Below are 13256 nucleotides of genomic sequence, written 5' to 3'. Positions count from 1 at the left end.
CCGCATGGGGAACAAATTGATAACGCGCCGGCGCCAGCTGGCGGACTGACCTCCCCGGGCCAGCCTATGAAATCAACGGGTTTAGTTTAAGTTGCGGAGGGCGGCCCAGCGCGGGTCGGCCGGCTCGTCGTCATCAGAATCGTCCTGGTCGCGGCTGGTCGAAAAAATGTGTTTGGTGGGCGCGTCGGGGTATTCGTCGGGCTCGTTTTGGAAGCGCGGGTGCAGCCGTTTCATGGGCAGCGCCAGGCCAATGTAGTCGTAGAGGTGCTGGGCAAGGGGCAACACCTGGGTGTCGGGCGTAATCTGCAACACGTTGTCGTCCAGCTCTTTGTTTTCGTCGCCGAAGCGCACCAGCAGCGTCTCTTCGATGTCCAGCGGCTGGTCGTACTCGTCGAGGCTGCGGTCGCAGGCCAGTCCCACGGTGCCCGTGATGTGGAAGTTGAGCGTGAGCAGGCGCTCGGTGCGCGTAGCATCTACTTCGGCGTGCAGCTGGCCCTGCTCCACGAGCGGGGTTTCGAAGAGGGCGAAGAAATCGGGCCCCAGCTCGTAGTCAAAGCGAACCGTTTTGGGGCCCAGCTTCACCAGATTCAAGTCGTATTGGCTTTCTTTTTTCACGGGGGTACGCACTAGCAGGGTGCAAAAGTACGAAAATTCGGTGATTGGGCAAGCATGCGGCCTCATTTTGGGCCCCAACGCTTTGCCCGCAAGCGGCTTACCGGGCGCTGCGCGGCTCGGCTGCCGCTTGGCGCTGCCGCCAGATGTCGGCGGCCATAAACACGGCCGCTCGGAACGACGACGCATCGGCCCGGTACTGGCCGGCAATGCCGTAGGCCGTGCCGTGGTCGGGCGAGGTGCGCACCACGGGCAGGCCGGCCGTGAAATTGACGCCCCGCTCGAAGGCCAGTAGCTTGAACGGAATCAGGCCCTGGTCGTGGTAAAGCGACAGGGTGGCGTCGAACTGCCGGAACTGCCCGGTGCCGAAATAGCCATCGGCCGGGTAGGGCCCGAACACGAGGTGGCCGTCGTGCAAAAATTGCTTGAGCACGGGCTCCACTACGGCAGTTTCCTCGCCGCCAAGCAGGCCGTTTTCGCCGGCGTGGGGGTTGAGGCCCAGCACGGCCACGCGGGGCTTGTCGATGCCAAAATCGGTCTTCAACGACTTGAGCAGCAGCTGAATCTTCTTGCGCAGCAGGTCGGGCGTGAGGCGGGAGGGCACGTCGCGCAAGGCCACGTGGCCGGTGGCGGTGGCCACGCGCAGGCCCGATTCGTCGTCGGCCAGCAGCATCAGGCTCTCGGGGGCTCCAAAGTAGGCCGTCAGAAATTCAGTGTGGCCGGGGTAGCGGAAGTCGGGGCCCTGGGTGTTTTCCTTGCTGATGGGGGCCGTCACGAGGCCGTCGAGCAGGCCGGCCTTGAGGTCGCGGCTGGCGGCAAGCAGGCTCTCGCGGGCCGCTTGGCCGGTCGCGGCCGAGGGTTGGCCGGGGGCCAGGTGAAAGTCTTCGTCCCAGCAGGTCACGGCGTTCAGGCGGCCGGGGGCAATGTCGGCGGAGTCGCGCAACTGCCGGAAAGCCAGTGGCTCGGCGTCTTTGGGGACCGGGAATTCGTCGAACAGGGCCGTGGCCGTGCCGTAAACTACCGGGGTACACAACTTGAGAACCCGCTCGTCGAGGAGCGTTTTATAAATGACTTCGGGGCCGATACCGGCGAGGTCGCCCACGGAAAAACCGAGGCGGGGGAGGGTTTTAGGCATAACGTTTACAAGGTGTCATGCTGACGAAGGAAGCATCTTTTCACGCCAGCGGCAATAATTCTAGCCTGAGAAGATGCTTCCTTCGTCAGCATGACCAATCTTGGCAACTTAAGCTAGCTGCTTGGTTAAGAACTCATAAAGCAGGCGTACGCCGATGCCGGTGCCACCTTTGCCTCGGTAGTTGTCGGAGGCCGTTAGGAAGGCGGGGCCGGCAATGTCGAGGTGCAGCCAGGGGTAGCCCTCGGCGAAGCGCTCCAGGAACTTAGCGGCCGAAATGTGGCCGGCCTCGCCCTTGCCCAGGTTGCTGAGGTCGGCAATGTCGGACTTGATGTGGTCGGCGTACTCGTCCCAGAGCGGGAATTCGACCAGGCGCTCGTGCGTGCGGTGGCCGGCGGCGTGCAGCTGCTGCACCGTGGGGGCCCCAGCGGTACCCAGTACGGCGCTGCCCTCGGTACCAATGGCGCGCACGGCGGCCCCGGTGAGGGTGGCTAGGTCGATGACTAGCTCCGGGTCGTACTTCTTGGCGAAGCTGAGGGCGTCGGCCAGCAGCAGGCGGCCTTCGGCGTCGGTGTTTTTTACCTCTACCGTCAGGCCGCTGTGCATGGTGATGACGTCGCCGGGCACGAAAGCCAGGCCCCCGGGGCGGTTGTCGGTGGCGGGCACCAGGCCGATGACGTGCAGCGGCACCTGGTTTTTGGCCAGCGCGTAGAGCGTGCCGGCCACGGCCGCGCCGCCGGCCATATCGCACTTCATCAGGTCCATGCTATTGGGCGTGGGCTTGAGGCTGAGGCCCCCGGTGTCGAACACCACTCCCTTGCCCACCAGTACGTAGGGCTTAGCGTTCTGTGCGTTGGCTGGCTTCCACTCCAAAATGCTGAACGTGGGCGGCTCGGGCGAGCCCAGATTCACGGCTAACAGGCCGCCCATGCGCAGGGCCTCGATGCGGGCTAGGTCGAGGATATCGGTGGTGTAACCGGCCTCGTCACCTGCGGCGGCCATGCGCTCCGCGAATTGCTCGGCGTTGAGCTTGTTGACGGGCGCATTCACCAGGTCGCGGGCCAGGGCCACGCCTTGCAGCACGTGCGCCAGCGCGCGCACATCTGCCTCGGTGGCCGCATCTCCCACTAGCGTAATAGTGGTCAGCGCTGGCGCCTTGCGCGATTTCTCGTCGGTTTTGTAGCCTTCAAACTGGTAGGCCGTCAGGGCCAGGCCTTCGGCTAAAGCCAGGGCCCCAGCGGGTTCATCGGCGAGGTTCTGGATAAAAACCTCGGTTACTTTCTCCGTCTTTAGCAGGCCGTGGAGCTGGTGGCCGCTGCGGCGCAGGGCTTCCAGTACCTGGTCAGCGGTGGGCTTGTCGGCCAACACCACGTAGTAGTGTTGATGGCTAAAGTGGTTGAGGTGAACGGATTTCTGGTGATTAGCTAAAGCCGCTTCGACGTAGGCGCGGGCGGCGGCAGGCAGGTCGCCGGCTGCCGCCATGGGTAGCACAGTCGTGCCGTGGGACAGTAAAAAAACTTGAGTGGCCTGGGCTGGCGCTGTGGCCGCGTGGGCAAGTTGGGGAAGCATAAATTAGGGGGAGAAGGCAGGATCGGAGAGAACCACAAACTTAGCAAAAAGGCCCGCCGTGCGGTGCGCGGCGGGCCTTTTCAGGGCATTGGCGGCTAGGCCTGGGCGTCGAAAGCCGTCTGGATGGCCTGTACGCCTTGTAGCGCGTCCGCGCCGAGATGCACGTGCAGGGCCCGGCGCTCGTACTTCTGCAGGGCCTCCAGGTCGCCCTGTGCCTGGGCGTTTTCGAGGGTGCCGAAGGTGTAGGAGCGGCCCGGCAGCGGCAGGTCGGGGTTGTGGTCGGCGGTGAGCTGCAAGAACAGGCCGGTGTTGGGGCCCCCCTTGTGGTACTGGCCGGTGGAGTGCAGGAAGCGCGGCCCGTAGCCGAACGTGGTGGCCGTGTGCAGGCGCACCATCAGGCTGGTGCGCAGCTTGTCGAAGGCCGCGTTCAACGCTGGCGATTCGGTGAGGTAGGCTTGGATGGACACAAAATCACCCGCCTTGGCTTGCTTGAAGAAATTGGCAATCAAGTGCGCGGCGTCGGTTGCTTTCGGCACGCCGTAGTAGTCGAGGCCGCCGGCCGACAGCGCTTTTTCCTGCTCGGGCAAGTGGCCTTCTTCGGCCACTACTTTCATCAGGCGGTCGGTGGCCGTTTTGCTTTCCTGCACGTTGGGCTGGTCGAAGGGGTTGATGCGCAGCACGGCGCCCACCACCGAAATAGCCATTTCCCAACGGAAAAACTCCTGGCCCAGGTCCAGCGCATCCTTCAAGCGAATGGTGATTACTGGATGGCCAGCGTGAAGCAGAGCATCAAGTGCATGTTGATTAGAAAGGTCAGCGTCGCCCTCATAGCCCACGTACACAAACACCCGGTCGTGGCCGTACGTGTCCGGGGCCCCCACGGGCTCGCCAGCTACGGGCAAAATGCCCTTGCCGTGCTTGCCGGTGCTCTCGGCCGTGAGTTGCTCCAGCCACAGGCCCAGGTCGCTCAGCGAGGGGGGCGTGACGAGCGTCAGCTTGTCGCGGCCCTGCGTGGCCAGCACGCCTAAGGCCGTGCCCAGGGCTAGGCCGGGGTTTTGGTCCACAGGGCCGTAGGCACCGCAGGCGCGCATCATACGGATCGCGCGCTCCAGAATTTCGCCCACGTTCAGGCCGTACAGCGCGGCCGGCACCAAGCCGAAGTAGGTGAGGGCCGAGAAGCGGCCGCCCACCGAGTCAAAGTTGAGGAACACGTGGCGGTAGCCCAGGCCGTTGGCCGTGGCGATGAATTTCGAGCCCGGGTCGGTAATGGCCACGAAGTTCTCGCCGGCCTTGTCGCCTTTGATGGCTTTTACTTTGTCGTAGAAGTAGTCGCCGAAGGCCAGGGGCTCGGCCGTGGTGCCCGACTTGCTGGCCACAATGAACAGCGTGTCGGCCAGCGGCAGCGTCTCTTCGAAGTGGCGCACCGTGCCGGGGTCGGTGGTGTCGAGGATGGAAATGGGCAGGCCACCTTCGCCTTGCGGGAAGGATTTCTGGAACACGATGGGGGCCATCGAGCTACCGCCCATGCCCATCACGAGCACGTGCTTGAAGCCGGCGGCTTTCACTTCGTTCACGAAGGTTTCGAGGGCCGGCACGACCGACACCATCGTTTCGGCTACCCGTAGCCAGCCCGTGAAGTCGCGGATGCTCTGCTGGGCCTCCGCGTCGTCGGTCCACAGCGCAGCGTCCGTGTTCCAGAAGCCTTGGGTGAACTGGGCGGCGTTAAATTCTTGCAGCTTAGCGTCTACTGCGCCCTGGTGCTGGCCCAGTTGCAGGGTGGCGGAGGCGGTGGTTTCGGCTAGTGCGGCCACGCGCTTCTTGTCCAGCGAGTCCATCAGCTTGCCGAAGGGCTCGTTGAATTTCTTGGCGCCGTCCACTTCCAGCTCGTGGGCCAGGCCCTCCAGGTCGAGGCCCACGGTGGGCAGCGCCTTTAGCACGGCGGCCACCTGGTTGAGGTCGTCCTCGAGGCGCACGGCGGGCTGGCCCTTCTCGCGGAACAGGTTCAGGGTTTCCAGCGGAATGGTGTTCACGGTGTGGGGCCCAATGAGGCCGTCGACGTACTTGAGGTCGTCGTACTTCGGGTTTTTGTTGCCGGTGCTGGCCCACAACAGGCGCTGCGACTCGGCGCCCTTGGCCTTCAGCGCGTCCCAACGGGGCCCGGCGAAAATCTTCTTGTAGTCCTGATACGCCTGCTTAGCGCTGGCCACGGCCACCTGGCCCACCAGGGGCCCGGCAATTTGGGCCTGGTCGCCGCCGCCGGCCACCAGTTGATCCAGCTGCGGGTCAATCAGCACGTCGATGCGGCTGAGGAAGAAGCTGGCCACCGAGTCGATGCGCGCGATGGGCTGGCCGGCTTGCAGACGGTCTTCGAGGCCGGCGAGGAAGGCTTCGGCCACGGCCTTATAGCGCTCCACGCTGAAAATCAGCGTCACGTTCACGTTCACGCCTTCTGAAATCAGCTTGCGAATGGCGGGCAGGCCCTCCAGCGTGGCGGGCACTTTGATCATCACGTTGGGCCGGTCCACGGCCTTCCAGAAGCGCAGGCCCTCAGCAATGGTGCCGGCGGTGTCGTGCACCAGCTTGGGCGATACTTCGAGGCTCACGTAGCCGTCGCCGGCGTTGCCCGCGCCGTCGTACAGCGGGCGGAATAGGTCGCAGGCGGCCTGCACGTCGGCAATGGCCAGCGCTTCGTAGATGTCGTTGGTCGACTTGCCTTGCAGGGCCAGGGCCTTAATGGCGTTGTCGTAGTCGTCGCTGCCGCCGATGGCTTTCTCAAAAATGGCGGGGTTGGACGTGACGCCACGGAGCTGGTCGTCGGTGATGAGCTTCTGCAACTCGCCGTTGATGAGAATTTTGCGGCGGATGAAGTCGAGCCAGATGCTTTGGTCGAGGGGGCGGATGGCAACCAGTGGGTTCATATCGGAGGGGAATGAGCAGAGATGCGGGTGCGAAGGTGGGCTTTCTTTGCGAAACCACCGCCTTGTTTACGCAAGAAGCCGCGCAAGTGGGGGCCCCGCGCCCAAGTTTTGCTCGCCGGGGCCCCTAGCTTTGCGCCATTCGCTCCCCATTTTCGCCCGCCCTGCCCGGTGCAAGACTACTTGCTCTTCGTCGACACCGAAACCACCGGCCTGCCCGCCGGCTGGCGGCGGCCCTACGCCGACGACGCGGCCTGGCCCCACCTGGCCCAGCTGGCCTGGGTGGTGTACACCCGCGCCGGGGCCCTGGTGAAGGCCGAAAACTACTACCTGCGCGTGCCCGCCGGCACCATGCAGCCCACGGCCCAGGCCATCCACGGCCTCAGTACCGAGTTTCTGGCAGCCGAAGGGCAGGACCTAGGCCCCGTGCTTACCAGCCTGGCCGCCGACCTGGCGCAGTATAAGCCGCTGGTGGTGGGCCACTTCGTGCAACTCGATTTCCACATGCTGGGCGTGGGCTTCCACCGGGCGGGGCTGCCCAACCCGCTGCCGGGGCTGCCCACGTTTTGCACCATGCTGCCCACGGGGCCCCTGGCGCGCGCGCTGGGGCCCCCGCCCGGCCGCCAGCTGCTGCGCCTGAACGAGCTCTACGAACACTTGTTCCACGAGCCGCTGGACCGCCACCACGACGCCCAAACCGACGCCGAAGCCACGGCCGAGTGCTTTTTCGAGCTTTGGCGCACCGGCTACCTCACCGAGGCCAGCCTGGCCCAGCAGGTGCCGCTGGCCGAGCCCGTGGCCGCGGGGCCCTTCGCGTGGCTTGGGCCCCAGGGGCGGCGGTGGGCGGCCGGGGCATCGGGCGCGCTGGTGTTGCTCTTTCTTATTTGGCTATACTATTACTATGGATAATCGCCTCGCTTTTTTGCAAACCGTGCAGCCTTTTAGTGAGCTGCCCACCGAGGTGCTGGCCGGCGTGGCCGACCTGCTCCAGGCGGTGGAATACGCCAAGGAAACCCTGATTTATAAGCAGGACGTGACCAAGCTGCGCGGCGTGGACCTGCTGGTGGCCGGCAGCTACGAAACGTTTTTCTACGACAGCGAGCAGCACAAGCGCCTGCCCGAGGAGTACGGCCCGGGGGCCTGCTACGGCGGCATGTCCATTTTGTTGAATAAGAAGCGCTCCATCCGCACGGTGGTGGCGCGCAAAGGCACGCGGCTGTACTTCCTGCACCGGCGCGATTTTAGGGCCCTGTGCCTGGCCTACAAGGACTTCTTCCACTACTTCACCACCCGCTACGGCGAGCGGATGCTGAACGAGGAGTACGCCCACTTCATCCGCCCCACGTCCGCCCCGGAGGAAAACTTCATCGCCGCCGACCAGATTTATTCGCGCAAAATCGAAACCCTCGAAACCCGCGACCTGGTGGAGTGTACCGGCGACACGCCCATCTTCGAAGCGGCCCAGCGCATGGCCCGCGGCAAGGTGAGCTGCCTGTTTGTGCGCGACGCCGGGGGCCCCATCGTGGGCTACGTGACCGATATTGTGCTGCGTGACGCCGTAGTGGCCAAGTGCCTGGACGCCCGGCGCCCGGTGGCCGACATCCTGGCCACGCCCATCGTGTCCATCGCCAGCGACGCCTTCGTGCACGAGGCCATCCTGCTGATGTTCCAGACCAAAACGCGCTACCTGCTCATCGAGAAAGGCGGCGCGTTTGTGGGCTTCCTCAGCCGCAACAAGCTGCTGAGCGACCTGGCGCAGTCGCCGTTCATGTTCATCCAGGCCGTGAAGCTGGCGCAGTCGCCGCGCGAGCTGCGGCTGCGCTGGCGCAAGGTGCCCGAAATCGTGAACCAGCTGCTGAGCCGCGGCGTGAAGGCCGAATTGGTGAACCAAGTCATCACGACCGTGGCCGACACCATCGCCCTGAAAGTAATTGAGGGCGTGCTGGCCGAAATGGGCCCCGCGCCGGCCAAGTTCGTGTTCATGGTGCTCGGCAGCGAAGGGCGACAGGAGCAAACCCTGCTCACCGACCAGGACAACGCCATCGTGTACGAGGACAAGGCCAACGAGCAGCGCGAGCTGGTGCGCGAGTACTTCCTGCGCTTCGCCAGCACCGTGTCCGACCGCCTCGACCAGATCGGGCTGAGCCTATGCACAGGCGGCTTCATTGCCCAAAACCCGCGCTGGACGCACTCGCTCTCGCACTGGAAGCGCAACTACCACGAGTGGATCGACGACTCGAACCCGGAGGCGGCCATGCAGTTTTCGACGTTTTTCGACTGCCGCCTGCTCTACGGCGAGCCCGAAATCATGGACGAGCTGCGCGACTTCATCCGCACCGAGCTGGACCGGCCCTTGGACCGCTTCCTGCACTACATGGCCACCAACGCGTTGCAGTACGAGCCGCCGCTCACGTTTTTCCGCAACTTCCGCACCTTCACGCAGGGCGACCAAAAGGTGTTCGATCTGAAGAAAACCATGACGCCCATCGTGGATTTGGTGCGCGTGTACGCCCTGCGCCACCAGGTGTTCCAAACCAACACCGGGGCCCGCCTGGCCCAGCTGCGGGCGCGCGGCGTGTTCACCGAGAAGGAGTACCAGGAGCTGCTGCAAGCCTACTACTACCTGATGGGCATGCGCTTAAAAAAGCAGGCCCGCCAGCTCATCGACGACCTGATGCCCGCCACCAACTACCTAGACCCCAAGGAGCTAACCCAAGTAGAACAGGTGACGCTGAAAGAAATTTTCAAAGTCATCGCCGACTTTCAGGTGAAAATCAAGGTCAGCTTTACCAAGGCCTTGTAAAGGAAAGAAGCCGCCGTGGGGCCCCACGGCGGCTTCTCTTATTCAAGCCTAGTAGAACGTCATGCAGAGCGCAGCGAAGCCTCTTTGTCGCGCCAGTAATTAATTAGTTGCGTAGGAAAGGTGCTTCGCTGCGCTCTGCATGACGTTCTGGGCCCCTAGTGATTTGCCCGGGGCCCCGGGGCCCTAAAACTCCCGCTGAATCACCGGGGCTTCCTGGCCGAACAGCGACGACTCGCGCAGCATGAGCTGGGGCTTGAGCATGATGCGGGGGGGCGAGTAGTTGGGGGTGCGCTTGAGGATTTGCAGGAGCAGGTTCACGGCGGTTTCGCCCATTTGCTCGCCGCGCTGGTCCACGGCCGTCAGGCGCGGGTGCGTCATGGTGGTGAAGGGCTCGTTGCTGAAGCAGGCAATGGCGAAGTCCTTCGGCACGCGCAGGCCGTGGCTTTCGAGCACTTCCAGGGCCCCTACGGCGGGGAAGGCGTAGGCGGCAAACACGGCGTCGGGCCGGTCGGCCAGGCCCATGAGGTAGTCCATGCCGTCGCGGCCCGACTCCTGGTTCGAGCGCGGCAGCGAATACACCAGGCGCTCGTCGAAGGGCAGGCCGTGGGCCTCCAAGGCGGCCTGGTACCCCAGCAGGCGGTTGCGGCTAGTGTTGAGGTGCTGGGGCCCTGCGAAGTGGGCAATGCGTCGGCAGCCCTGCCGGATGAGGTGCGTCACGGCGTCGTAGGCCCCGAGGTGGTCGTCGAGCACCACGGCCGTGCTGCCGGGCAGGTCGGGCATGCGGTCGAAGAAAATGAGCGGTGTGCCCTGCTGCTGCACCTGCCGGAAGTGGTTGAGGTCCTGATCGGTGCCTTTTGATACCGACACGAGGATGCCTTCCACTTGCGAGGCCAGCAAAGCCTCCACGTTCTGGCGTTCGCGTCGGATGTCTTCGTTCGACTGGCACATCATCACGTTGAAGCCGGCGCGGCTGGCAATTTTCTCGATGCCGTTCATCACGGCCGGGAAAAAGTAGCCGTTGATGTGCGGCACAATTACGCCCACCGTGTTACTGCGCCCCTTGCGTAGAGCGGCGGCGAGGCTGTTGGGCAAGTAATTCAGCTCCTGGGCCAGCTGGCGCACGCGCGCCTTGGTGGCCTCGCTGATGCTGGGGTGGTCGCTGAGGCCGCGCGAAACGGTGGACGTGGACAAGCCCAACTGCGCGGCGAGTTCGGCGATGGATATCCGCTTGTTAGTGTTGGGCAAAGCTCAAGATCTAATGAATCCGACGGGAAGGACCGGGTAGGCCGGCGGGGGGTGCGCCCCCACCGGCCTGTACAGGGCCCCAAGGTAGGAATGAATGCGCGTTTCGCGGGCCCCGGGGCGCCGCCGCGGGGCCCCGGGGGCTACCTTTGCGGCTCCGCCGCGCCCTTCCGCCGCGCCGGGGCCCCGCATGCACTCCCCCGTCAAACCCAAGAAACACCTCGGCCAGCACTTCCTGGCCGATCCCAACATTGCCCGCCGCATCGTGGGGGCCCTGCGCCGGCCCGACGGCGTGCACCAAGTGCTCGAAATAGGCCCCGGTACGGGCGTGCTCACGCAATTTTTGCTGCAAGACCCGGCATTCACGACCAGCGTGGTGGAAATTGACCGCGAGTCGGTGGTGTACCTGGAGGCTACCTACCCGGCCCTGGCGCCGCGCATCTTCGCCACCGATTTCCTGAAGCAAGACATCGGCGCCCTGTTTCCGGGCCAGCCGCTGGCCATCATCGGCAACTTCCCTTACAACATCAGCAGCCAGATTTTTTTCCAGGTGCTGGCCCACCGGCAGCAGGTACGCGAGGTGGTGGGCATGATCCAAAAAGAAGTGGCCGAGCGCCTGGCCGAGCCGCCCGGCTCGAAAACCTACGGCATCCTGAGCGTGCTGCTGCAAGCGTTCTACACCATCGAGTACCTGTTCACGGTGCCGCCCCACGTGTTCATCCCGCCGCCCAAGGTCGAGTCGGCTGTGGTGCGCCTCACCCGCAACGCCACCGAGCACTTGGGCTGCGACGAAAAGCTGTTTTTCCGCGTCGTGAAGCAAGCCTTTTCCACCCGTCGCAAAACCTTGCGCAACGCCTTGAAGCCGCTGGGCTTGTCGGCCGAGGCGATGGCCGGGGAGATTTTCGACAAGCGCGCCGAGCAGCTGGGCGTGGCCGAGTTTGTGGGATTGACCAAGCTGGTGGAAGCGCACAATGCAATTTAAAGCCAGAATGAAAAGTGCAAAACCTATTAAAAACCTGGCTTGCCTATTTCTATTGCCGCTGCTTTTAACGGGCTGTTCTTGGGGTGACGAGTACGACACACATCAATTGACAGGACGTTATTATTTGAGCAAGATTGAGCCCAGCCTGGACGAATGGGACTTGTATTTTGACCAAGAAACACGCGGAAGCGGCTTGGGTGAATCTCTTTTAAAGCGTCCAATAGTGGAAGTCGGCTTCAACGAGAAATGCATCATTCTGCGGGTAGCAAGCGCGTCGCCTCAATTTTATATCGCACTCATGACCGATGCGGTAGATCAAGTAGAAGCCCAAGCTAATGTCAGGGGCCCTATGACTAAACATGAGTTCCAGAACTTTAAACAAGAAATAAACGGCGACACTTTACTCCAATTTAATCCCAGTTTAACAAAAAGCGGATGGTAAGTACCTGCCTGATAATCGATGAAATGCACCCCTCGCTGCTGCCGATGCTGGCCGGCATCGGCGTGGTGGCCGATTACCGGCCCGAACTCACTGCGGCCGAGGTGCCCGGGGCCCTGGCGGCCAAGCCCTACGATGGGCTGGTGGTGCGCAGCAAGCTGCGCGTAACGGCCGAACTGCTGGCCCGGGGGCCCCAGTTGCGCTACGTGGCCCGGGCCGGCGCGGGCGTCGATAATATTGACGAGGCGGCGATGGCAGCGGCGGGCGTGACGCTGCTCAACGCCCCTGAAGGCAACCGCGACGCGGTGGGCGAGTTTGCCACCGGGCTGCTGCTGGCGCTGTTTCGGCACGTGGTGCGGGCCGACGGCGAGGTGCGCCGCGGCGAATGGCGGCGCGAGGCCAACCGGGGCGAGGAAATTGGGGGCAAGACCATCGGCATGCTTGGCTACGGGCACATGGGCCGGGCGTTTGCGCGGCGGCTGGGGGCCTTTGGGTGCACCGTGCTGGCGCATGACCACGACCCGGCGGTGGCCGCCGACGCCCATGCCGCGCTGGTGCCGCTGGCCGAGCTGCAGGCCCGGGCCGATGTGTTCAGTCTGCACATTCCGTACTCGGCGGCAAACCACCATTTTGTGAACCACGCGTTGCTGGCCGGTTTCCAGCGGCCGCTGTGGCTGCTGAACACGGCCCGCGGCGAGGTGCTCGACCACGCCGCCTTGGTAGAAGGCTTGCAGGCCGGGCGCGTGTACGGAGCGGCGCTCGACGTGCTCGAAAACGAGCGGCTGGCCACCCTCACGCCCGCCCAGGCGGCGCGCTACGAATACCTGAAAAGCGCTGATAACGTGCTGCTCACGCCCCACATCGGGGGCTGGACGCACCAGAGCTACCAGCGCATCAACGAGGTGCTGGTGGGCAAGCTGGCAGCATTTTTAGCCGCCGCCCACGGCGGAGGTAAGGAGTAATTGGGTTTGTCGTATCTTTGCCCCGAACCTAATGCAGGGAGAACGGTTGGCCGCGCGCCAGCCGTTCTCCTTGCTTTTTAGCCAACCCGCAACCCTCCCCGTTATCCCATGGCCACCATCAATTATTATTCCCCCGAAGGCCTGCAAAAACTGAAAGACGAACTGCAGGACCTGAAAGTGAAGGGCCGCGCCAAGGCCGCCGAAGACCTGCGCGAGGCCCGCGACAAAGGCGACCTGAGCGAGAACGCCGAGTACGACGCCGCCAAGGACGCCCAGGGCCTGCTGGAACTGAAAATATCGAAGCTGGAGGAAGTCGTGGGCAACGCCCGCGAGCTGGACGAAACCAACATGGACCTCAGCAAAGTGCTCATCATGAGCAAGGTGAAACTGAAAAATACTAAGAACAACGCCGTGCTGAACTACACCCTCGTGGCGGAGGAAGAGGCCAACCTGGCCACCGGCAAAATCTCCGTAAAATCGCCCATCGGCAAGGGCCTGCTGGGCAAATCGGTGGGCGACGTGGCCGAAATCACGGTGCCGGCCGGCAAGCTACAATTCGAGGTGCTGGAAATCAGCCGGTAGGCTTTTCGTTGTCAGTTG

Annotated in this window: 11 protein-coding genes; 6 read left to right on the top strand and 5 right to left on the bottom strand. The window is 63.7% G+C overall.

The window, feature by feature from the left end; translation table 11 throughout:
* Nucleotides 1-81: 81 nt before the first annotated feature.
* From AXW84_RS10150 to AXW84_RS10135, 4 genes are all read right to left on the bottom strand, one after another.
* Nucleotides 82-615 carry a YceD family protein gene (locus AXW84_RS10150; protein ID WP_068232285.1) on the bottom strand — a complete coding sequence of 178 codons (534 nt, stop codon included), beginning with the start codon at nucleotides 613-615 and terminating at the stop codon, nucleotides 82-84.
* A gap of 97 nt (nucleotides 616-712) precedes the next feature.
* A complete protein-coding gene (gene pdxA, locus AXW84_RS10145; protein WP_068232282.1) occupies nucleotides 713-1747 on the bottom strand; it encodes a 4-hydroxythreonine-4-phosphate dehydrogenase PdxA in 1035 nt (344 codons plus the stop codon).
* Between the two features lie 108 nt (nucleotides 1748-1855).
* Nucleotides 1856-3313, bottom strand: coding sequence for a leucyl aminopeptidase family protein (locus tag AXW84_RS10140; RefSeq protein WP_068232279.1), 1458 nt, complete (start codon nucleotides 3311-3313; stop codon nucleotides 1856-1858).
* A gap of 95 nt (nucleotides 3314-3408) precedes the next feature.
* Nucleotides 3409-6231: a bifunctional transaldolase/phosoglucose isomerase gene (locus AXW84_RS10135; protein ID WP_068232276.1), complete on the bottom strand. Its 2823-nt coding sequence runs from the start codon at nucleotides 6229-6231 to the stop codon at nucleotides 3409-3411.
* Nucleotides 6232-6399: 168 nt separating this feature from the next.
* Here AXW84_RS10135 and AXW84_RS10130 point away from each other — a divergent pair, with 168 nt between their 5' ends.
* Both AXW84_RS10130 and AXW84_RS10125 read left to right on the top strand, forming a co-directional pair.
* On the top strand, nucleotides 6400-7137 hold the full coding sequence (locus AXW84_RS10130; protein ID WP_068232273.1) for a 3'-5' exonuclease: 738 nt from the start codon (nucleotides 6400-6402) through the stop codon (nucleotides 7135-7137).
* The gene (locus AXW84_RS10125) at nucleotides 7130-9031 is read left to right on the top strand and encodes a DUF294 nucleotidyltransferase-like domain-containing protein (RefSeq protein WP_068232270.1); all 1902 of its coding nucleotides are present in this window, start codon (nucleotides 7130-7132) and stop codon (nucleotides 9029-9031) included. The genes AXW84_RS10130 and AXW84_RS10125 overlap by 8 nt, the downstream gene beginning before the upstream one ends.
* Nucleotides 9032-9214: 183 nt before the next feature.
* Here the strand turns inward: AXW84_RS10125 and AXW84_RS10120 are convergent, their stop codons facing one another.
* Nucleotides 9215-10276, bottom strand: a complete 1062-nt coding sequence (locus tag AXW84_RS10120) for a LacI family DNA-binding transcriptional regulator (protein ID WP_068232267.1) — start codon at nucleotides 10274-10276, stop codon at nucleotides 9215-9217.
* 187 nt (nucleotides 10277-10463) lie between these two features.
* Here AXW84_RS10120 and rsmA point away from each other — a divergent pair, with 187 nt between their 5' ends.
* The 4 genes from rsmA to greA all read left to right on the top strand — a co-directional run bounded on the left by rsmA (nucleotide 10464) and on the right by greA (nucleotide 13238).
* Complete coding sequence (gene rsmA, locus AXW84_RS10115) at nucleotides 10464-11255, top strand: 16S rRNA (adenine(1518)-N(6)/adenine(1519)-N(6))-dimethyltransferase RsmA (protein WP_068232264.1); 792 nt, start codon at nucleotides 10464-10466, stop codon at nucleotides 11253-11255.
* Nucleotides 11245-11697 carry a hypothetical protein gene (locus AXW84_RS24775; protein WP_162268255.1) on the top strand — a complete coding sequence of 151 codons (453 nt, stop codon included), beginning with the start codon at nucleotides 11245-11247 and terminating at the stop codon, nucleotides 11695-11697. Before rsmA ends, AXW84_RS24775 begins: the two co-directional genes overlap by 11 nt.
* A gap of 23 nt (nucleotides 11698-11720) precedes the next feature.
* Nucleotides 11721-12656, top strand: a complete 936-nt coding sequence (locus tag AXW84_RS10110; protein ID WP_236943299.1) for an NAD(P)-dependent oxidoreductase — start codon at nucleotides 11721-11723, stop codon at nucleotides 12654-12656.
* A gap of 108 nt (nucleotides 12657-12764) precedes the next feature.
* Entirely contained in the window at nucleotides 12765-13238 is a 474-nt protein-coding gene (greA, locus tag AXW84_RS10105) for a transcription elongation factor GreA (protein WP_068232258.1), read from the top strand.
* Nucleotides 13239-13256 lie beyond the last annotated feature (18 nt).

It is taken from the genome of Hymenobacter sp. PAMC 26628, assembly GCF_001562275.1.
Taxonomy (GTDB): Bacteria; Bacteroidota; Bacteroidia; order Cytophagales; family Hymenobacteraceae; genus Hymenobacter.
This window is presented reverse-complemented; position numbering and strand designations above follow the sequence as displayed.